The organism is Streptococcus sp. 1453 (genome assembly GCF_013276955.1).
Lineage (GTDB): Bacteria > Bacillota > Bacilli > Lactobacillales > Streptococcaceae > Streptococcus.
On the sequence record NZ_VMLZ01000005.1, the window covers coordinates 91,414 to 112,367 of the forward strand.

Below are 20,954 nucleotides of genomic sequence, written 5' to 3' on the forward strand. Positions count from 1 at the left end.
TCACAAGATTTTTCGATATTTAATCTTCATGCCATGCTAGAGTCTATTATTTTTACTTTTTCTCACGAATTTTCTTTCTAAAATCTTAGCTTAACACTTGTTAGATTTACTTTTATCCTTTAAAATAGAATAGGAGATATTCCGTTATTATTTTTCGGAGGAAAAAGAAATGTCCATTAATTGGCAGGAAATTTTATTTCACTTTTTAGGTGGTCTGGGACTATTCTTATATAGTATCAAGACCATGGGAGACGGTTTGCAACAAGCTGCTGGAGATCGCCTTCGTTTTTACATTGACAAATATACTAGTAATCCTTTCTTTGGAGTTCTGGTTGGTATTGGGATGACTGCTCTAATTCAGTCTAGTTCTGGTGTAACAGTTATCACAGTCGGCCTGGTCAGTGCCGGTCTCCTAACCTTACGTCAGGCTATCGGGATTGTCATGGGAGCTAATATTGGGACAACAGTCACATCCTTTCTTATTGGATTTAAACTAGGTGACTATGCCCTGCCTATGCTCTTTATCGGTGCTGTCTGTCTCTTTTTTACGAAAAATCGGACAGTCAATAATATCGGACGCATCCTCTTTGGTGTCGGTGGTATCTTTTTTGCCCTCAATCTCATGAGCGGTGCAATGGCTCCACTCAAAGATTTACAGGTCTTTAAGGACTATATGATTGAGCTAAGTAAGAATCCTGTTTTGGGTGTCTTTGTCGGTACTGGCTTGACCTTACTGATTCAAGCTTCCTCGGCTACCATCGGGATTTTACAAAACCTCTACGCCAGCAATCTCATTGACCTGCAAGGAGCTTTGCCAGTTCTATTTGGTGACAATATCGGGACAACCATTACAGCCATCATTGCCTCTTTAGGTGCTAATATTGCAGCTAAACGGGTAGCAGGAGCTCATGTTGCCTTCAACGTTATCGGAACAGTCGTCTGCGTTATTTTTCTAGTTCCTTTTACAGCCCTGATTCATTGGTTTGAATCTACGCTAAATCTAGCACCAGAAATGACCATCGCCTTTGCTCACGGAACCTTTAATATTACCAACACCATTGTCCAATTTCCATTTATCGGAGCTCTGGCTTACTTTGTAACCAAGATTATTCCTGGAGAGGACGAGGTTGTCAAATACGAACCCTTATATCTTGATGAGCATTTCATCAAACAAGCCCCATCTATCGCTCTCGGAAATGCTAAGAAAGAGCTCTTGCACTTAGGAAACTACGCTGCCAAAGCCTTTGACCTTTCCTATAAGTATATCATTGACTTGGATGAAAAAGTTGCTGAAAAAGGGCATAAAACCGAAGAAGCCATTAACACCATCGATGAGCAATTAACACGTTATCTCATTGCCCTTTCAAGCGAAGCTCTCAGTCAAAAAGAAAGCGAAGTGCTCACCAATATCCTTGATTCCTCCCGTGATTTGGAACGGATTGGAGACCACGCGGAGGCTCTACTCAATCTGACTGACTATCTTCAACGGAAAAATGTTGAATTTTCTGATGCCGCCTTGAAAGAATTAGAGGAAGTTTACCGTCAAACTAGTGACTTTATCAAAGATGCTCTGTACAGTGTGGAAAACAATGATATTGAAAAAGCACGCAGTCTTGTAGAACGTCATGAAGCAATCAATAACATAGAGCGTGTTCTCAGAAAAACCCACATCAAACGCCTCAACAAGGGCGAATGTTCAACACAAGCTGGGGTCAACTTTATCGACATCATCTCACACTACACCCGTGTATCAGACCACGCTATGAACCTTGCCGAAAAGGTTTTTGCAGAACAAATCTAAGAACCAAGAAGCTATCCTGAATGGGATGGCTTTTTACTTTTTTCCTAAGTAAGACTAGGATGAATGAAACTGAGAGAGTATTCTGCAGATATAGTGGATTAAATTAAAAAAGTATAGTGTATTGAATCTATAACAGTACACCTTGACTGCTAAAATATTTCTATAAATTGATTTGGCTTTCCTGATAGAGATGTTCACATCTTATTTCAATATACTGATAAATCCATTCACTAGCACAGGGCAAGAGGGAGTCGCTATTGATTTCAAGGGTAGCAGGCACATACAAAGGACTCCTACCTCAGATATACTGCAATATCCATCGTATGCAAAAAACCTCTGAGATTCTTCTCAAAGGTTCTGATTTTGCTAATTGCTGTTCTCAACTGCTGCAGTGACAAAGGCAGTGTAGAGTTCTTCTGGACGATTTGGACGGCTTGACAGTTCAGGGTGATACTGACACGCTACAAAGAATTTATTTTCAGGAATTTCCACGATTTCGACCAAACGATTGTCTGGAGAAACTCCTGAAAAGACAAAGCCTGCTGCCTCAAACTGCTCACGGAAGGCATTGTTAAACTCATAGCGGTGACGGTGACGGCGTTGCACCACTTCTTGATTGTGATAAGCAGCCGCTGCCTTAGAGCCACGTTTCAACTTAGATGGATAAAGTCCCAAACGAAGGGTTCCCCCCATATCCTCAACGTCAATCTGATCACGCATGATATCAATGATAGGGTATTTTGTTTCTGGTGCAAGCTCTGCAGAATTGGCACCTTCAAGACCCAAAACGTGACGAGCAAACTCGATACATGTCAACTGCATTCCCAAGCAGACTCCCAACATTGGAACATCATTCTCACGCGCATAGCGAATGGCTTGGATTTTACCTTCCGTACCACGCTGGCCAAAACCACCTGGTACGATGATTCCGTCCGCATCAGACAAAAGCTCTGCCACATTCTCTGCTGTCACATCATTGGCATTGATCCAATTGATTTTAACTTCTGCGTCATTGGCATAACCAGAGTGTTTCAAGGCTTCAACCACAGAAATGTAGGCATCTTGCAATTCCACATACTTACCGACAAGGGAAATTTTAACTTGTTTCTTGAGGTTCATGACCTTATCCACCATGGCTGACCATTCTGTCATATCCGCTACTGGTGCGTCTAATTTCAAATGATCACAAACAATTTGGTCCATACCTTGTGTCTGCAAGTTCAGTGGAATTTGGTAGAGATGCTCAACATCCAATGATTCGATGACAGCTTCTGGTGCCACATCACAGAACTGGGCTAGTTTGTTTTTAATTCCTTGACCAGCTGGCTCTTCTGTACGAATAACCAACATATTTGGCTGGATTCCCAAGCCACGTAATTCTTTGACAGAGTGTTGGGTTGGTTTGGTTTTCATTTCACCAGCAGCCTTGAGGTAAGGAAGCAAGGTTGTATGAATGTACATGACATTATCCGCACCAACATCTGCCTTCATCTGGCGAAGGGCCTCTAGGAATGGCAAGGACTCAATATCCCCAACAGTTCCACCAACCTCTGTGATAATGACATCAGAGTCGGTCGTTAGAGCGGCACGCTTGATTTTTTCTTTTAAAGCATCTGTGATATGAGGAATAACCTGAACAGTTGCCCCAAGGTATTCTCCACGGCGTTCCTTACGAAGAACTTCACTATAAATTTTACCAGTTGTCACGTTGGAATATTTGTTAAGATTGATATCGATGAAACGTTCATAGTGACCCAAGTCCAAATCTGTCTCAGCTCCGTCATCTGTCACAAAAACTTCCCCGTGCTGGTAAGGACTCATAGTTCCCGGATCAATATTGATATAAGGGTCAAACTTTTGAATGGTTACTTTGAGACCACGATTTTTCAAGAGACGGCCTAGACTCGCTGCAACAATCCCTTTCCCAATAGACGATACCACACCACCAGTTACAAAAATATATTTCGTAGACATAGATTCCTCTTTCTAAAATGCTCAAGGCCTTGTTAACTACGAGGGGAGATAGAAAACAAGACCCTACTAATAAGAATAATCTGGGACAACTGCACCAGATTCACAACTAATACTCTTCGAAAATCTCTTCAAACCGCGTCAACGTCGCCTTGCCGTAGATATGTGTTCCTGACTTTGTCAGTCTTATCTACAATCTCAAAACAGTGTTTTGAGCAACCTGCGGCTAGTTTGCTCTTTGATTTTCATTGAGTATAAAACACAAGAAGATAACTTCTTGAAAAAAACAAAAATAGCTCCCTAAGAACTAGGGAGCCCCGACCTCTAAAAGAGGTGCCCGAACAATATGATACCTAAAAATAGGATAATTGTCAATAGCTAACTTTTATTCCTCGCTGGTTTCAGCATCATCTTCTGAGAACTCGTCATCTTCTTCGTTGAGATCCACGTCTTCACCCAAGTCATCTGGGGCGATTTCGTTGATTTCTGCATCATAAGCTTCCACTTCATTTTTCTCATCATCTGGATTTTCATCATCATATGAAAGAGCTGGATCTGCTTCGTATGCATCTTCGTCTTCTGGATCATCTGCATTGTAGTCAATAGCATCTGAATCGCCATCCATGAAGGCATTGACACGTTTTTTCTTAGCTTTTGGTGCTACTTCATCGTCGTCATTTTCTTCAAGAGCGATGATTTCTTCGTCGATTTCGTCCACACCATACCATGAACGAAGCCCCCATTTGTTGTCTCCAAGTGAGATGAAGCTACCGTCAAAGTTCAACTCTGTGTAGAACAAAGGCAAGGCTTCGCGGATATCGCTGTTTGATGTTCCAAGGTAGTTTTGAATTTCGTTTACAAGATCGCTAAAATGCATCTCATGGTCGCGACCACGAAGTTCCAAGATAGCACGCGCTACCTCAATCATAGATAGTTCACTTTTTTCTTGCCCAGCAAATACTTCTAATTCCAAAGCGTTTCTCCTCATTTATACTACTATCGCCAGAGTGAACAGACTCTGACCTCATTTTATCATTTACTCTTTATTTTACGATAATTTTGCGGAATAGTCAAAGGTTAAGGGGGAGAAAGTGGCAGGATTAGACTAATTTCAGTATAAAACTCATTCCTTTTTCTGTTGCTCCATTTTCCACAAATCCAAGCGACTTGAAACACCTCCTAGAAGCATAATTGTAGGTGTAGATTTCCTTGACTCTCAATTCTTTCCATCCTTTTACTCGAGCCAATTCAATCAAAGCACTTAGAATCTTTTTTCCAAGTCCTCGATGTTGGTAAGCGGAATTCCCAATCACAATGGGGAGATTATCCTGAGATAGTGTAACATCCCCAATTGGAAACCATTCTCCCTTCTCCTTGACTTCAATCCAAAAAAGTTCACCATGCTGATCCAAATAGGAATACATGGCTTCCAAAGTTTCTTGACTATAAGGAAGCTTCACCCCATCTACGAGGTAAACCAAGTCCACATTCTGATACCAAGCAAAAGCTTCCTCACAATGATTGACCTTACAATAAGGAACGAGACGTAGTGAATTATCTATTTGTAAAATCTGTTTCATCTGCTTTCCTTTTCAATAAGAGAGTTACTGCTTGATTAAAACCATCACACCAGTTATACCATTTTGCTTCATACTCATCTTGAGCTAAGATATGATTTTTTAAATCCAGAACAGAGTAGATTTTTCTTTCTTCGCAGGCTTGCGCATAGAAATGATATAGTTCATCACCACCATCTCTATCCCACTCAGCAGAAATCGTATCCCAACCTGCCAATAAAGCCTGATAAGCCCTATGATGCCCATCTGTAATCAACAAGCAATTTCCAAATGCAAGAATACTAATTGGATCAACATTGTTTAGTTCTACCGACTGATAAAGCATCTGAATATCTTGCAACTTCTTTTCTGATAAGTATAGTTGAGTCGGATGAAGATCTGCTATATTGACTTTCATTTCTTTCTCCTCAAAGGAATTTGATACTCACTTCTGCTTGCCTTTAAATCGCCATTGGAAGCGGAGTTTGTCATAGAAGGGAAACTCGATAAACAGGACTCCCATCCACAAAAGAGACAATAGTTCATACTACTATTACTCTATTTTCATTGCTCTCACAATCGCTAAGGCAGTCAACACAAAAATAAAAAGTGGAATCACTGTGGTTTTTAGGTTTGTAGCACTCGCTAATGCAACGATGAGCATACTAAGAATTCCTGGTACAACAACATTAAACACTCCAAGCACTGACTGTATGGTTCCCATAACTTCCTCTGGAACCATCGAAAATACAAGGTTGAAAATCCGAGGTCCCATCATTCCTACAGCAACTGCGCATAAGAAGACAACTGCCAATAAAAGGAGAAACTGATTGGTCAACCAAGAAAAGAGAATACAGAGATGCATAATTTCTTCAAAGTAAGCAATCATTTTTATGGGAATATTTTTTAAGATACTTCCGCTCAGAAAACTTCCCACAATCGTTCCTGAAAAAATAACCACGGACAAGACTGCAATGGATTGCCCAGTGTCAAGGAAGATAAATGGATGATGGATCAACATCAAGGTCGTTAAAGGGGTAATAATACTTAAAATCACTTGGTTCATAGCTGCAATGAATATTAATTTGATGATTGCTGGAAAACTTGACAATATCTTCATTGAATGGAGGAAATGCTCTCCAAAAGATTTTGCGGTTAATCTTTTACCAACCTCCATCTGTCCCTCAATATCTCTCAAAGAAGTACGAATAAGCACCACACCCAACAGTGCAAAAAGAAAGGTCAAAGCATTCAAACCTACAAACATCTGAAGACTGATAACCCCAATCAAAACTCCACCTATAAGGTTGCTGAGAATATTAACTACACCAGCAGTTGCCTGTCTAAACCCCATAGCATCTGTCATATCATCTCCGATAATCCTCACATACAAAGGAGAAATCATAGCACCCGCAAAATAACTCATGGTATCTGATAAAAGATTGATTCCGCAAATAAGGAGAACCATCCCCATAGAGAAGTTCTTATCCGCTACAAACAGTGTCAATAGAGTATAAAGCAGAAACTTACTTGCCAATATAGCAATATATTTTGCGACACGATTTTTTTGAAAATCGGCAATAACACCTGTGAACAACTGAGAAATCTGTGGCAAAGTCTCCGAAACTGTTATACAAAGAACAGCTAATGAAGCAAATTTATATTCCGATACATACGAAATAAAGGAAATATAAAACAGCGTATCACCAAATGACGAAACCCATTGATTAATCAGCAACATTCGATAACTTTTATTGGTCAAAAAAGTATTCATTGGTTTGCCTCCTTCTTCAGTTCAAAAGGAAATTGAAATCCTAACAGTGCCCAATATATTCCCAAAGTTCCAATACCAAAATCAAAATAATCGTAATTTCGATTCTCACTTTGAAAAACAAGAAGTTCATCATACTTTCTAAAAGACTTAGTAAGAAGCAACTGAACTATATCATTCTTATCTTTATATCCAAATACATACGCATAAGTTTGTAACAGACTAGCAATGCCATGGCAATAACATGTTTCCATACTCAGGTGGTGGTTAAGAATCACCACTCTAGCCTCCGAAATTAACTTGGAGTATTTTAGAGGTTCGACCAAACAAAGATATAGAATCAATCCTGATAGTCCATCACACCAAGATAGCTCTAAATTATTATAGCTATTTTTATTTTTCAAAATTTCTTGTGACAATATTTTTGCAATTTCTTCTGTAAAAATACTTATTATGGAATCATATTTCTTACTATCAAATAAAATTTTATATTCATTCAAAACATATGCTATTCCTGCTTTTCCATGAGCAAAACTATAATCAAACAAGGAATTATATTGTGAAAAATCCTTACCGATTTCCTCTTCAAGTTCAAAAATTGCAGTATGGATAAATTCTTCGAGATAGGCGGTTTCTTCCAACTCATAATACCTCATAAGAGATAGCAAAACACCTGCCTTTCCTAAAACAAAATCCTGCTTACCAATGTTGTCATAATCTAACAATATCTCATTTACTAGACTAGTAGCTTTATTTTTATAAAAAATATCACCTGTTCTTTCAAACAATAATATTAAAGCCCATAAAAATCCTGACACACCAAAATACAATGAATTTTGATACAGATAACTCTTGCTACCTCTTGTTATTTCTATCTTTTGAACCCATTGCTTAACTAACTTCAGTTCAGAAGACGATAAACATTGAGTAACAAATATTATATAACCAGACAGTCCGTGCTGAAAAGATATCGGGTTAACAAATTCTCCAAATTCATTTGAAGGTAAAAGACGACCTGTGCTATCAATATTTTGTGATAAAATAAAATGTGCTACTTTCTCAGATTCCTTTTTAAAATCATAACAACTAACATTAAAATCCACCTCTGACATATCAATATTCAAAATTTCAATTTCATTAATTTTCTTTATTATATTAGTAGATTCTTTCGCTTCACTTAAATTCAACAGATAAATCAACCAGTAATACACACTCTCTGATATATATTCCATATTTTTAGCGATTCGTAACGCTTGTTTTATTTTATCAATACAACTAATATCGTATAGATTGTCTCCCGACGAAAAAACTAATGTTCTACCAACCAAAATAGCAAAACTAGTCATGGCTACAGCAAAATAATCTTGATTAATCGAACTCTCAGATAGGTCATTATCTGGATTTACCATAAAAGGGGTTTTTACATATCGTCGTACATCTTTTATCAGAGATACATTCTCTAAATCTATTAAAAATATAGAACCATCTTCTCTATAAATAAAATTTGTAGGCGATAAGTCTACAATCTTATATCCTAAACTATGAATAGAATTAACAATTGATATTAAATTATCTATTAATTTTAATTTTGTTCTATAAGAAAACCTTTCTTCCCCAATTAAATCAAAATAACTATATCCTTCAATAAAACTTTGAACAACAAAATAGTCTCCATCAACTTCAAACTCATCTATAAAGTTTGCCGTATAAAGCTGAGAATCTAATGTCTTCAACATATTAACTTCATTTTTTATCTCATCGATAGCAAAATGCTTCCCCTCAACATCGTTGCTGACAAAAGGGCGCACTTGTTTCACAATAACTTTTTCCCCAGTATCTTTCTTTTTAGCTCTATATACATTCCCTCTGTTAGATTTTTTTAATATTATTTCAAATTTATAGTTATTTATTAAATGATTCTCAGGTATTTTCCCTATCTCTCCAAATAACTCCTGCTTCTCTTCTGGAGTAAAAAGATCCTCCTTCCAATCAGGTATCACAGGAAAATTTTTACGAACATCTTCTACCCAATTCCCCTCCTCGTTTTTCAACAAATAAATAATTTTGTGATTTTTTTCATCATATTCTTGTATTTTTTTAAATGAACCAAATCTATAGTGCAGTGGTGAATATTTTCCACATTGAAAATCAGACAATATTCTTGGAGAAAAATATATAGCAAGTTTCTCACGTAACGCTAATATTATTTCACGAGCTTGCTTGTCATTTGCAGGATAAATTGCCATAAATTTATTGGCTATAGGTGACGTTTCTCGTGGAGAGTTAATCTTTTTTAAACTTTCAATATCCTTAACAACTTTAAATGAACATTCAATTTCGCGTAAAAAAGATGCTACTAGTGTAAAGATACTAACCGCATCTTTCATTTGTGAACTTATGTGAATTTTCCATCCCGAATCTGATAAATTCTTATTATAGCTAAAATAAACCCAGTCAGAAGAAACATACTTAACTTTAGAATCAAATTGTTGTATTGAATTCTCAAGAACATCCATTAATTACTCCTCGTATATAAAGAAGGAGAAGTAGACTAACCCACCTCTCCTATATAATTAAACTATCTTAAACTATCTTAAACTATCTTAAACTTTCGTAAATAATCTACAATTGATTAAATACATGAAAGCACCTGTTAAACTTGAACTTCTTAAAAATGAACTGTCAAACTATAAAGAATTATGAAATATTTTATATGCAGACATCAACATTTCAATAAGAAGAGGTTCTAAAAGCATTTAAGACTAACCGACTGTAACCGAGCATGTAAAGTCACATAATCTTTCTACTTGCGTAGGAAGAGGTGCAACTGGTAACATCTCAAGATTTGACAATGTTTCCATGGTAATTCTCCTAATTTTATTTAGAATTCTTTTTCCGGAAAGGAAAATTCTATAAAGCCTTTATAAATATAGTTAAAAAGTTTTTTAGATAAATCTCACAAGCAAAACTTCAACATCCAGATAAATGAAGTCTCAATACACTAATACAACACTTAAGGGCTAAATCCTCCATCAGAATCTGATTTATTTTTGAAAGTAAAACTCAATCCTGTTTATGAAGCGATATATTGGATATCTTTAAAGTGAAATTCCATATGCTGGTCCTGGATCAACTCCTCTAGTTGTTACAGATAAAGAACCACTTAACACATTAAATAGAAATAGAAGCAATAAAGCAATTAATATACATCGCTTGACAACTTGGGATCTTTTCATCTTCTAAACCTCCTTAACTATTGATGGTATTCTAACACATCAATTTTAGTTTGTCAATAGTTTTATATCATTTTCTTATTTTTTGAGAAATATGGATTAAAGTTATCTAAAAATACAAATCTTTTTCTTAATCTTCACTTTCCAATAATTTCATTTCCTTCTCAATTTCCAGCATCATTCTCTGGTTGTCTTCATGCTTGTAAAGCTGGTAAGATACTTGATAAAAACCTAGTATCCTATCCTTTTCAGCAAAGCCCACGCTTATATTTCCCAATAAACAATACAAATCTGCTAATCGATAACTGCTATTATATCTTTTACAAATAGCTATTGTTGCTGTAATCTCTTCTATAGCTTCAGATGTTCGTTCATTCAACCACAAATATCTACAATAGTTATATCGGAATTTAATCATCAGTTCTAATTGTTCCAAATGATGGACAGATAATGACTGGATGTTCTCTTTTAAAAGTTGATAGAGCTCCTGATATGTGTCTTCCTGCCCCATATCAAAATAAAAATTAGCCAAGGTATTTCCCAGTTGTAGATAGTAAAAATCAGATTTTTTCAGAGATAACAGTATTTTTTCCAATTTCGCAACTGCCTCTGTTTGATGATTTAGATAACGGAATTGAACTAACGTATCAATCCAGTCTAAATAAATCTGGTCTTTAGCAGATAAACGAGCACGTTTAGATTTTTCAAGTTCATAAATGTATTTGAGAGATTCATATTCCCTCTCATCCAAAAACTTCTTAGATAGTTCTTTAAACTTGTCAATATTTTCTAAACTAGAAACCTCAGTCTCTTCAAAGAAATAATTCATACTCACCTTCAATCGCTTAGATAGCTGAAAGAGTAATTCTGACCCGGGTGAGTATTTACCTTGCTCCATACGGCTAATCTGTCCTTGCTCACAAATCCCCTCAGCCAATTCCTTTTGAGATAATTTTAATTCCTTTCTCTTATTTTTTAAGCGTGTCGCTAACAACATATCCACACTTTCTTCCTCCTTGCTTTATGTATTAAAGTATATCAAGTTCCAAAACATGTTTCAAGTATATATTTTATGTCCTTCTGTTTGTATTTATATAATCTTTTATCTTTTTCATCACTTCTGCTTGCCTTTAAATCGCCATTGGAAGCGTAGCTTGTCATAGAAGGGAAATTCGATAAACAAGACTCCCAAGCCCACACAGAGACTGGCAAGGACATCTGATGGATAATGAACTCCCAGATAGACCCTTGATACCAGCACACTGACTAGGTAGAGACCTAGCACAATTTGCATGATTTTTCTCCAGACCGGATTTTTCATCCGTTGACTGAGAATGACAATCAGAGAGCCGACCATCAAGGTTACAGCCAGAGAATGACCACTTGGGAAGGAAAATCCCTTCTCCTCAACCAAGTGTAAAATAGCTGGTCGTGGGCGCTGGTAGATGTTTTTAAAAGTCACGATTAAAAGTCCTGCTAAAGCCAGATTTCCCAGCATGAAGAAACTTTCTATCTTCCATCGCTTACGATAAAAGATAGAGGCTACGATGGCAACCCAAGTGATAATCACTGGAATATCAATCAAGCGTGTGATGGCTCGGAAAAGAATAGTCAAGTAATCTGGTAAGTCTCCTCGAATGGCAGTCTGAATCGATTGGTCAAAACCGACCAGCGTTTCAGGGTAAAATTTGACCATGTAGCCAAGAATAACGAAAAGTAAAAGGGCAAAACTGCCCTTCATTAAAAATGTTTGTTTATCTTTCATAATGTTTTAAGGTTGGTTTCAAAAGGACATACAACAACCAGAATGAAACGGAAAAGATTACACCCTCAATCAAGTTAAAAGGCAACACCATAGTCATTAGGTAGTTGGAAAGTCCCAAAATTTTTCCAATATCAAAGTTAGCAAACTTAGCGTACAAAGGAACAGCGTAAACATAGTTGAGAACCAACATAGCCACGGTTAAACCAATAGTCCCAGCTAGAGAGCCTAGTAGGAAACGAAGGGTTGTCCGTTCCTTTTTCCAAATCAAAGCAAATACGATGACAAAAACTCCCAAAGCTACGATATTCATCGGCAAACCAATGTAAGTATTCACTCCTTGACTATTAAGAAGCAATTTCAAGAGTGAGCGAAGCAAGAGAATTCCTAGAGCAGCAGGCAAATCCATGACCACCAAGCCCACAAGGACTGGCAAGATACTAAATTCGATCTTGAGGAAGGACGCCGCTGGCAAAAGCGGAAAGTCAAAGTACATCAGCACAAATGAGATGGCTGATAAGATTGCAATGGTCGAAAGTCGACGTGTGTTTGTCATAACAGGTTCCTCCAATTTTCTATAAAATCAGAAGAAGTTAGAAAGGATTCCTCTATCTATTCTCAATTTTATATCCCAAAAGTTCCCTCTCACTCTATTAAAGAAAACAAAAGCAAGCGGTTACAATTTAGCTATAAATCTATCAGAACAGACAAAGCTATTCTTTCGTCTTCTCCCATCCAGACTATACTGTCGGTTGTGGAATCTCACCACATCAGCTTGCGCTCGCGGACTTATTTGGCTAAGATATTTTAGATTTATCTAGGCGTCGCAGTCGAAGATAATACTTAAAGTATATCGAGACAAGACAACGACGAGAATGCTAAAATAGCTAGTCAAATTTACCGCCGGTCGGGAATCACACCCTGCCCTGAAGACTCTTTTATCATAACAAAAAACGCTTGCAAGCGCAAGCATTTTGTTCATTTTCATTTTCATTTTTTATTTCAATTTATCTGCTTCATAGGTATGAACGAGCTCAAGACCTGCAAAGTTCTGCTGGCGGAGGGCTTCGTAGACAATCATGCAGACGGTATTAGACACATTGAGACTGCGGACATGTTCATCATTCATAGGAATACGGAGAGCCTTTTCAGGATGTTCTCGCATAAAGTCCTCCGGCAAGCCCTTGTCTTCACGTCCAAAGAGAAAATAATGGTCCTCGTCAGTCGATAAATCCACATCAGAATAGACTTTTTCCGCGAATTTCGAAATCAGATAGAGTTTGCCCTTCATCTGAGACATAAAATCTTCCAAACTCTCGTAAAAATAAATCTCTAGCTTATCCCAATAATCCAATCCAGCTCTCTTCATCTTGCGGTCATCAATAGGAAAGCCCATTGGCTTGATGATGTGGAGGGGAGAATTGGTCGCAGCGCAAGTACGCGCGATATTGCCTGTATTTTGTGGAATTTGTGGTTCAAATAATACAATGTGATTTATCATGACTTGCTTCCTTTCACCATTGCAAAAAAATAGCCACACTGCCCGGAGTCAAGCTCAGCAAACAGCGTGGTTAAGGCATCGTTAACTTACCTCACAACAGGTTTGAAGTAAATCAGCGAAACTACTTTCTTAGTATAACACTTTCAGAATCATTGTCAATAGAAACGACTTGATTTTTTTCAATTTTTTCAAGCTATTTCCAAGGGTTGTAAAATCGTCCCTGATTCTGCAAGATAAGTAGTAAACTAGCTACTAAAAACACAGCTGCCAAGAACAAGGTAAGATAGTCTCCTTTTTTCAAGGCTTGATAACTATACCAAGTGCGTTTTTTCTCTTTCCCAAAGCGGCGAAGCTCCATGGCGGTCGCGATGGTATCAATGCGTTCTAACGAGCTAAAAATCAAGGGAGTGATAATGCGCAGATTGCCTTTGATTCGTTGCATAAGAGAAGCTTTCTTGGATAATTCCATCCCACGCGCTTCCTGAGACATCTTGATGGTAAAGAATTCTTCCTGTAAATCTGGAATATAGCGCAAAGTCAGGCTGACTGAATAGGCAATCTTGTAAGGCACACCAATTTGATTTAAACTGGAAGCAAACTGACTAGGATGGGTTGTCATCAAAAAGATAATAGCCAGAGGAATGGTGCAAAGGTACTTAATAGCCAAATTTAGCAGATAAAAGAGCTCTTGACTGGTCAGAGTGTAGGCACCGATTCCCTGCCAAATCACACTTCTCTCTCCGTAAAGTCCAACCCCATACTCGGGAGAAAAGAGATAGACCATCAAGACGTTTAAAACGGCAAATACCGTCGCAAAAACGGCTACAAAGGAAACATCTTTAAAACGGATTTCTGACAAATAGAGGAGAAAGACCGAAAAGATGGCAATCAGAACAAGCAGTCTGGTATCATAGCTAATCATGGCCGCCAATGACACGAGGATGAAAAAGAGAAGTTTCCCAGCTCCTGACAAGCGATGAATCACAGTATCTCTATGCTGGTAACCAATTAATTTAGCTTGCATCCTTCTCTCCTTTCTTTGTAAAATGCCGTTAAAGCGAGTGGATCCACGTCTAGTTTTTTAGCCAAGTTGAAGATTGAAGTTTCTTTTAGATTGGCTTTTACTAACAGCTCAGGATTGCTCAAAAGACTAGCTGGATCAGTATCAGCAATCAATTCCCCATCCACCATAACAAGGGCTCGGTCTGAATAATCCAGCATCAATTGCATATCATGAGTAATCATGACAATGGTATGCCCTTTTTGATGTAACTCTTCGAGAAATTCCATAATCTCAGTATAGTTCTTCTGGTCTTGACCTGCAGTCGGTTCATCTAAGAGGATAATTTCAGCCCCTAAGACCAAAATCGATGCAATAGTCACACGTTTTTTCTGCCCAAATGACAGGGCAGAAATAGGCCAATTACGGAATTCATAGAGACCACAGATTTTCAAAGTTTCATAGACTCTCGTTTCAATTTCCTGCTCTTCCACACCTCGCAAACGAAGTCCCAGAGCCACCTCATCAAAAATCATATTGGTCGAAATCATTTGATTGGGATTTTGTAGTACATAGCCTACTCGTTCCGCCCGCTCTGCAACAGAATCTCCTTTTATATCCTGTCCTTCCCAAAGATAGTGGCCTTCAGTCTGGATAAAGCTACTTAAGGCCTTGGCTAGAGTTGACTTCCCTGCTCCATTTTTTCCGACAATGGCAATTTTTTCACCCTTTTTAATATCTAAATGAATGAATTTTAAAATCGGTCTATCATCATAAGAAAACGACACGTCCTCTAGTCTAAAGAGTGACTGCAATTCTGGGGTTTCTTTTACCAGTTCTGTCCGCAACTGAACCTGACCTTTTGAGATAGACAAGTTATCCAGATCTGCTAATTGTTCTTCCTTCTTTAAATCCACACCCAATTGACGGAGAGTCGTTAGATAAAGAGGTTCTCGAATTCCATTTTGTGTCAATAAATCAGTCGCCAGTAGCTGGTCAGGGCTCCCATTAAAGAGGATACGACCATCGTTTATCAAGACAATCCGATCGACAGGGCGATGCAGAACATCCTCCAAACGGTGCTCAATAATAAGGGTCGTCGTCCCCTCCTCCTTATGAATCTGGTCAATCAATTCGATAATATCCTGACCTGACTTGGGATCCAGATTGGCGAGCGGCTCATCAAACAAAAGAATCGGACTTTCATCAATCAAGACACCAGCCAGACTGACCCGCTGCTTTTGTCCACCTGACAAATCCTGGGGACGCTGATTCAGTAAAGGAAGAAGGTCCAGCTTTTCAGCCCATTTATGAACACGGCTTTTCATCTCTTCTAGTCCTGTTACATCATTTTCCAGAGCAAAAGCCAAGTCCTCTGCCACAGACAGGCCGATAAACTGCCCATCTGTATCCTGCAAAACTGTACTGACTAAATGAGATTTATCGTAGATGCTCATATCAAAGGCCGCTTGCCCCTTAATCAAAAATTCTCCAGACATCTGACCCTTGTAAATATTTGGAATGATTCCATTTAAACACTGACCCAAGGTAGATTTACCTGATCCAGATGGGCCAACAATTAAGACTTTCTCTCCCTTGTAAATGGTCAAATTCATCCCTTGCAAGGTCGGTTCTTGTTGTGTTTCATACCGGAAAGAGAAATCCTTCCACTCAATTATAGCTTCTTTCATCTTACTCTCTTCATTCGCTTCTTAGACTTCTATTTTATCATAAATCGAACCCTTCTTGCAGTCTCTTCTCTTAAAATCTTAGCGCCAAAAAAATTCCTATCCTAGCTTACTTGCCTAACTAATCTATAAACATCGAAAAAGACTGGTTGCCCAGCCTTCCCCATCATTTTAATCCTTTTTCAAACTTCCTGCACGAGTTTGAGTTCCTGCATAGGCAAGCAAGAGAAGAGTTCCTGCAATAGCTACAGATACACCATTAGCAATTCCCGCAACAATCCCTTGGGCAAATACTTTTTCTGCAGCTTCTTGATAAATCACAACATCTCCAAGTGGTGCCAAGACACCCCAAACAAGGGCATTTGCAAGTAGTTGAATGAGGTTAAAAATAAGAATATCTTTCCAGTCAAAGACACCATTGATCACGCGAACGTACTTTCTAAATAGCCCCACGGCTAGACCAAAGAGCCCGCTAGCAATAATCCAAGTCCACCATAGACCGTAGCCAGCAAGCGAGTCCTTCACTGCATGCCCAATTAAACCAACAAGTAGTCCTACTAGAGGGCCAAAAATGATAGACAAGAGGCTCTGTAACGCATACTGAAGCTGGATACTTGTATTTGGAACGGGTGTCGGAATACTAATCATCCCGATAACAACAAAGAGCGCAGCTCCAACACCGATAGCAACAACTTGTTTAATTGATTGATTTTTCATCTATATTCTCCTATTTTATCCTTCTATTTTCTTTATTTCAATGGTCCAAGATGAACCGACACCCACATTATAAGCCTTGGCAAAAGAACCTTGGTTGATAGCCAGACCTAAACGATAGAGAGAGTTGATGTAAAGGATGGGTTGCCCAATTCTCACATCTGCAAATGATTTGCCATAGACAACCTGATTTTGATAGACCAGCATATCTGCATGATAGATTGTTACTTCAAAACGGTCACCAAATTCTGGTTCCAGCTTGTAAAATTCTTCTCGCGTGATAGAGGTCCAGAGCGAACCAAAACGCACATCCAGAATATCAATAGCTCCCTTGACCAGATGATCTTCAATGATGGTCTCTACGACTGGAAGCTCTACAATCTGGTCCACACTGAGCTCTGGCCCCACTTCCTCAAAAGTAATGTGACCACTGGCTAGTTTAGCGCCAGTATAGGCATAGACATCACGACCGTGGAAGGTATAAGAATGCTCTGTATTTTGACGTCTATTGGCCACCTCAGAAATCTCACGAATAGCTACAATCCCAACGTGTTTCTTGATAAAAGAAAGCGTCCCATTGTCTGGCGTGACAATGTATTGATTTTTTGCAGTCTTAGCAACCACGCTTTTACGTTTTGAGCCAACACCTGGATCAACAACCGATACAAACGTCGTTCCCTCAGGCCAGTAATCCACTGTCTGAAAGAGACGATAGCTCCCCTCAAAAATATTATAAGGCGTGATATCGTGCGTCAAGTGATGAATTTTTAAGGTTGGAGATTCTTCTAAAGCCACTCCAATCATAGCCGATACCGCACCATCAACCAGACCAAAGTCTGATTGTAATACCAGTAAATTATTATTCATTTTATCTCCTTGTATATCCTTTATCATACCATATTTCAGAGAAAGGTGCTAATAGCTATTTCAATTGGTTAGGGTATAGTTTTACCTTATAGCAGATTTCCGCTAAAAGTTCTCCCTTATTGGCTAGTAGGTGCATTTTTTCTTGAAAAAAGGTATGATAGTTACATAATGAAGAAGTAGGTTTTATTATGAAAATTATCCTTGTCGGAGGGGGAAAAGTTGGTTTTGCCCTCTGTCGCTCCTTGGTTGCAGAAAAGCATGATGTTTTACTGATTGAACAAAACGAAGCTGTTCTCAATCATATCGTCAGTCGTTTTGATATTATGGGTATCCTTGGTAATGGGGCCGATTTTACCATCCTTGAGCAAGCCAGTGTCCAGGATTGTGATATCTTTATCGCCCTGACTGAATATGATGAAGTGAACATGATTGCAGCCGTTCTAGCCAAAAAAATGGGAGCTAAAGAGACCATCGTTCGGGTGCGGAACCCTGAATATTCTAACTCTTATTTCAAGGAAAAGAATATTCTCGGTTTTTCTCTTATCGTTAACCCTGAGCTCTTGGCTGCCCGCGCTATCGCCAATATCATTGACTTCCCCAACGCCCTGTCTGTCGAACGTTTCTTTGGTGGACGGGTAAGCTTGATGGAATTCACTGTTAAATCCTCCAGCGGTCTTTGCCAAATGCCCATTTCTGATTTTCGGAAAAAATTTGGCAATGTCATTGTCTGTGCGATAGAGAGGGATCATCAAATTATCATTCCAAGCGGTGACATGACTGTACAGGATAAAGATAGAATCTTTGTCACTGGTAACCGTGTTGACATGATGCTCTTCCATAATTATTTCAAGTCTCGTGCCGTGAAGAGCCTTCTCATCGTCGGCGCAGGTAGAATTGCCTATTATCTACTAGGTATTCTCAAAGACAGTCGTATCGATACCAAGGTCATTGAAATCAATCCCGAAATCGCTAGCTTCTTTAGCGAGAAATTTCCAAATCTTCATATCGTCCAAGGAGATGGTACTGCAAAAGATATCCTGCTAGAAGAAAGTGCTCAACACTATGATGCCGTTGCGACTCTAACAGGAGTCGATGAGGAAAATCTGATTACTTCGATGTTCCTTGACAGGGTAGGTGTACAGAAAAATATTACCAAGGTCAATCGTACCAGTCTCCTCGAGATCATCAATGCGCCTGATTTTTCAAGTATCATCACACCTAAAAGTATCGCTGTAGATACGATTATGCACTTTATTCGTGGTCGTGTTAATGCCCAGTATTCAGACCTTCAAGCCATGCACCATCTAGCCAATGGCCAAATCGAAACCCTGCAATTCCATATCAAGGAATCCAATAAAATGACTGCCAAACCTCTTTCTCAACTGAAATTAAAAAAAGAGGTTCTTATTGCAGCCATCATTCGAAAGGGCAAGACTATTTTCCCAACTGGGGAGGATATGTTGGAAGTTGGAGACAAGCTCCTAGTAACAACTTTGTTGCCAAACATCACCAAGATTTATGACTTAATTGCGAGGTAAGAAATGAATAAAAGTATGATTCGTTACCTCCTTTCAAAGTTACTTTTGATTGAAGCTGTTCTCCTCTTGGTTCCTGTAGCTGTAGCTGTCTATTACCACGAATCGAGCCAAGTCTTTACAGCCCTCTTTTCGACCATTGGGATTCTCGTATTACTAGGTGGTTCAGGAATTTTACAAAAGCCCAAAAATCAACGGATTTATGCCAAGGAGGGAGTCTTGATTGTTGCCCTCTGTTGGATTCTTTGGTCTTTCTTTGGTGGTCTCCCCTTTGTCTTTTCTGGACAAATCCCTAGCGTTATCGATGCCTTTTTTGAAATCAGTTCTGGGTTTACAACTACTGGAGCAAGTATCTTGAACGACATTTCGGTTCTCAGCCGTTCCCTCCTCTTTTGGCGAAGTTTTACCCACTTGATTGGAGGGATGGGAGTGCTCGTTTTCGCACTGGCTATTATGGATAATACCAAGAATAGCCACCTAGAAGTGATGAAGGCTGAGGTTCCTGGTCCCGTCTTCGGTAAGGTTGTATCCAAACTAAAAAACACTGCCCAGATTCTCTATCTCCTTTATCTAGCTCTCTTCTCCCTCTTTGTCATCATCTATTATCTAGCTGGTATGCCCCTATTTGATAGTTTTGTCATTGCCATGGGAACAGCAGGTACAGGAGGATTTACCGTCTATAACGACGGAATTGCTCACTATGGTAGCTCACTGATTACCTATCTGGTTAGTATCGGAGTTTTGGTTTTTGGGGTAAATTTCAATCTCTACTACTTCCTTATGCTCCGTCGCATCAAGGCCTTCTTTAGAGATGAAGAGCTTAGGGCTTACTTGGTCATCGTGCTGGTTTCTACAGGCTTGATTAGCCTTAATACCCTCTATCTCTACCCAGGATTTTCAAAGAGCTTTGAAATGGCCTTCTTCCAAGTTTCCAACATCATTACAACAACTGGTTTTGGATATGGAGATATTACCAACTGGCCCCTCTTCTCCCAGTTTATCCTCCTCTTCCTCATGGTAATCGGTGGCTCTGCTGGATCAACTGCAGGTGGACTCAAGATTATTCGAGGTCTTATCCTTTCAAAAATTGCCAAAAATCAAATTTTGTCAATTCTATCCCCCCACCGTGTTTTGACTCTCCATGTGAATAAAACGGTGATTGATAAGGATACCCAGCATAAGATTCTCAAGTACTTTGTCATCTATGCTATGATTTTGCTATCCCTTATCTTTATTGTCAGCCTAGATAGCAATGATTTTCTGGTTGTGACCAGTGCTGTCTTTAGCTGTTTCAATAACATCGGGCCTATTCTAGGAACAACTTCTAGCTTCTCAATCTTTAGTCCTATCTCAAAAATTCTCCTCTCCTTTGCGATGATTGCAGGACGATTGGAGATTTATCCAATCCTCCTTCTCTTTATGAAGAGGACTTGGTCTAAGAGATAAAATATAAAATCCCTCTTTTTACAATTGTGAAAGAGGGATTTTTATATTAAAAAGGGGGAACGTTTTTAAATCCAAGCCTGTCTGTAAGCAAAGTCCTTACTCAAATAAA

At 38.7% G+C, this 20,954-nt stretch carries 17 protein-coding genes, 1 pseudogene and 1 riboswitch; of the genes and pseudogenes, 3 read left to right on the plus strand and 15 right to left on the minus strand.

Annotated elements, in window-relative coordinates:
• Positions 1-169 precede the first annotated feature (169 nt).
• Complete coding sequence (locus HW098_RS03990; protein WP_176139360.1) at positions 170-1,801, plus strand: Na/Pi cotransporter family protein; 1,632 nt, start codon at positions 170-172, stop codon at positions 1,799-1,801.
• A gap of 366 nt (positions 1,802-2,167) precedes the next feature.
• Here the strand turns inward: HW098_RS03990 and HW098_RS03995 are convergent, their stop codons facing one another.
• From HW098_RS03995 to HW098_RS04065, 15 genes and pseudogenes are all read right to left on the minus strand, one after another.
• The gene (locus HW098_RS03995) at positions 2,168-3,775 is read right to left on the minus strand and encodes a CTP synthase (protein ID WP_176139361.1); all 1,608 of its coding nucleotides are present in this window, start codon (positions 3,773-3,775) and stop codon (positions 2,168-2,170) included.
• A 382-nt stretch (positions 3,776-4,157) separates the two neighbouring features.
• Positions 4,158-4,745, minus strand: coding sequence for a DNA-directed RNA polymerase subunit delta (gene rpoE, locus HW098_RS04000; RefSeq protein ID WP_049512146.1), 588 nt, complete (start codon positions 4,743-4,745; stop codon positions 4,158-4,160).
• 127 nt (positions 4,746-4,872) lie between these two features.
• The gene (locus HW098_RS04005) at positions 4,873-5,352 is read right to left on the minus strand and encodes a GNAT family N-acetyltransferase (RefSeq protein ID WP_176139362.1); all 480 of its coding nucleotides are present in this window, start codon (positions 5,350-5,352) and stop codon (positions 4,873-4,875) included.
• Complete coding sequence (locus HW098_RS04010) at positions 5,327-5,746, minus strand: chromosome partitioning protein ParB (protein WP_176139363.1); 420 nt, start codon at positions 5,744-5,746, stop codon at positions 5,327-5,329. Before HW098_RS04010 ends, HW098_RS04005 begins: the two co-directional genes overlap by 26 nt.
• 27 nt (positions 5,747-5,773) lie before the next feature.
• A pseudogene (locus HW098_RS04015) lies at positions 5,774-5,872 on the minus strand (phosphatase PAP2 family protein); the annotation flags it as partial.
• Positions 5,873-5,881: 9 nt separating this feature from the next.
• Entirely contained in the window at positions 5,882-7,102 is a 1,221-nt protein-coding gene (locus tag HW098_RS04020) for an MFS transporter (RefSeq protein ID WP_176139364.1), read from the minus strand.
• On the minus strand, positions 7,099-9,615 hold the full coding sequence (locus HW098_RS04025; RefSeq protein WP_176139365.1) for a lanthionine synthetase LanC family protein: 2,517 nt from the start codon (positions 9,613-9,615) through the stop codon (positions 7,099-7,101). Before HW098_RS04025 ends, HW098_RS04020 begins: the two co-directional genes overlap by 4 nt.
• An 847-nt stretch (positions 9,616-10,462) precedes the next feature.
• Positions 10,463-11,335 carry a helix-turn-helix transcriptional regulator gene (locus tag HW098_RS04030; RefSeq protein ID WP_078748231.1) on the minus strand — a complete coding sequence of 291 codons (873 nt, stop codon included), beginning with the start codon at positions 11,333-11,335 and terminating at the stop codon, positions 10,463-10,465.
• Between the two features lie 111 nt (positions 11,336-11,446).
• On the minus strand, positions 11,447-12,097 hold the full coding sequence (locus HW098_RS04035) for a phosphatase PAP2 family protein (protein WP_240149456.1): 651 nt from the start codon (positions 12,095-12,097) through the stop codon (positions 11,447-11,449).
• The gene (locus HW098_RS04040) at positions 12,087-12,650 is read right to left on the minus strand and encodes an ECF transporter S component (RefSeq protein WP_000185823.1); all 564 of its coding nucleotides are present in this window, start codon (positions 12,648-12,650) and stop codon (positions 12,087-12,089) included. Before HW098_RS04040 ends, HW098_RS04035 begins: the two co-directional genes overlap by 11 nt.
• A gap of 163 nt (positions 12,651-12,813) precedes the next feature.
• Positions 12,814-13,032, minus strand: a riboswitch (FMN riboswitch).
• A 59-nt stretch (positions 13,033-13,091) separates the two neighbouring features.
• The gene (locus HW098_RS04045) at positions 13,092-13,595 is read right to left on the minus strand and encodes a tRNA (cytidine(34)-2'-O)-methyltransferase (protein ID WP_176139366.1); all 504 of its coding nucleotides are present in this window, start codon (positions 13,593-13,595) and stop codon (positions 13,092-13,094) included.
• 193 nt (positions 13,596-13,788) lie between these two features.
• On the minus strand, positions 13,789-14,619 hold the full coding sequence (locus HW098_RS04050) for an energy-coupling factor transporter transmembrane component T (RefSeq protein WP_176139367.1): 831 nt from the start codon (positions 14,617-14,619) through the stop codon (positions 13,789-13,791).
• Positions 14,604-16,286 carry an ABC transporter ATP-binding protein gene (locus HW098_RS04055; protein WP_176139368.1) on the minus strand — a complete coding sequence of 561 codons (1,683 nt, stop codon included), beginning with the start codon at positions 16,284-16,286 and terminating at the stop codon, positions 14,604-14,606. Before HW098_RS04055 ends, HW098_RS04050 begins: the two co-directional genes overlap by 16 nt.
• A 168-nt stretch (positions 16,287-16,454) precedes the next feature.
• Complete coding sequence (locus tag HW098_RS04060) at positions 16,455-17,000, minus strand: ECF-type riboflavin transporter substrate-binding protein (RefSeq protein WP_176139369.1); 546 nt, start codon at positions 16,998-17,000, stop codon at positions 16,455-16,457.
• Positions 17,001-17,015: 15 nt separating this feature from the next.
• Positions 17,016-17,864 carry an S-adenosyl-l-methionine hydroxide adenosyltransferase family protein gene (locus HW098_RS04065; RefSeq protein ID WP_176139370.1) on the minus strand — a complete coding sequence of 283 codons (849 nt, stop codon included), beginning with the start codon at positions 17,862-17,864 and terminating at the stop codon, positions 17,016-17,018.
• 188 nt (positions 17,865-18,052) lie between these two features.
• On the opposite strand from HW098_RS04065, the gene trkA reads away from it, so the two are divergent.
• On the plus strand, positions 18,053-19,402 hold the full coding sequence (gene trkA, locus HW098_RS04070; RefSeq protein ID WP_176139371.1) for a Trk system potassium transporter TrkA: 1,350 nt from the start codon (positions 18,053-18,055) through the stop codon (positions 19,400-19,402).
• Positions 19,403-19,405: 3 nt separating this feature from the next.
• Positions 19,406-20,845 carry a TrkH family potassium uptake protein gene (locus tag HW098_RS04075; RefSeq protein ID WP_176139372.1) on the plus strand — a complete coding sequence of 480 codons (1,440 nt, stop codon included), beginning with the start codon at positions 19,406-19,408 and terminating at the stop codon, positions 20,843-20,845.
• The last annotated feature ends 109 nt before the right edge of the window (positions 20,846-20,954 follow it).

Excerpts from the sequence above, each read along its gene's own strand:
- HW098_RS03990 (WP_176139360.1), top strand. The coding sequence starts at position 170 with ATGTCCATTAATTGGCAGGAAATTTTATTTCACTTTTTAGGTGGTCTG.
- HW098_RS03995 (WP_176139361.1), bottom strand. The coding sequence starts at position 3,775 with ATGTCTACGAAATATATTTTTGTAACTGGTGGTGTGGTATCGTCTATT.
- HW098_RS04005 (WP_176139362.1), bottom strand. The coding sequence starts at position 5,352 with ATGAAACAGATTTTACAAATAGATAATTCACTACGTCTCGTTCCTTAT.
- HW098_RS04010 (WP_176139363.1), bottom strand. The coding sequence starts at position 5,746 with ATGAAAGTCAATATAGCAGATCTTCATCCGACTCAACTATACTTATCA.
- HW098_RS04020 (WP_176139364.1), bottom strand. The coding sequence starts at position 7,102 with ATGAATACTTTTTTGACCAATAAAAGTTATCGAATGTTGCTGATTAAT.
- HW098_RS04025 (WP_176139365.1), bottom strand. The coding sequence starts at position 9,615 with ATGGATGTTCTTGAGAATTCAATACAACAATTTGATTCTAAAGTTAAG.
- HW098_RS04035 (WP_240149456.1), bottom strand. The coding sequence starts at position 12,097 with ATGAAAGATAAACAAACATTTTTAATGAAGGGCAGTTTTGCCCTTTTA.
- HW098_RS04040 (WP_000185823.1), bottom strand. The coding sequence starts at position 12,650 with ATGACAAACACACGTCGACTTTCGACCATTGCAATCTTATCAGCCATC.
- HW098_RS04045 (WP_176139366.1), bottom strand. The coding sequence starts at position 13,595 with ATGATAAATCACATTGTATTATTTGAACCACAAATTCCACAAAATACA.
- HW098_RS04050 (WP_176139367.1), bottom strand. The coding sequence starts at position 14,619 with ATGCAAGCTAAATTAATTGGTTACCAGCATAGAGATACTGTGATTCAT.
- HW098_RS04055 (WP_176139368.1), bottom strand. The coding sequence starts at position 16,286 with ATGAAAGAAGCTATAATTGAGTGGAAGGATTTCTCTTTCCGGTATGAA.
- HW098_RS04060 (WP_176139369.1), bottom strand. The coding sequence starts at position 17,000 with ATGAAAAATCAATCAATTAAACAAGTTGTTGCTATCGGTGTTGGAGCT.
- HW098_RS04065 (WP_176139370.1), bottom strand. The coding sequence starts at position 17,864 with ATGAATAATAATTTACTGGTATTACAATCAGACTTTGGTCTGGTTGAT.
- trkA (WP_176139371.1), top strand. The coding sequence starts at position 18,053 with ATGAAAATTATCCTTGTCGGAGGGGGAAAAGTTGGTTTTGCCCTCTGT.
- HW098_RS04075 (WP_176139372.1), top strand. The coding sequence starts at position 19,406 with ATGAATAAAAGTATGATTCGTTACCTCCTTTCAAAGTTACTTTTGATT.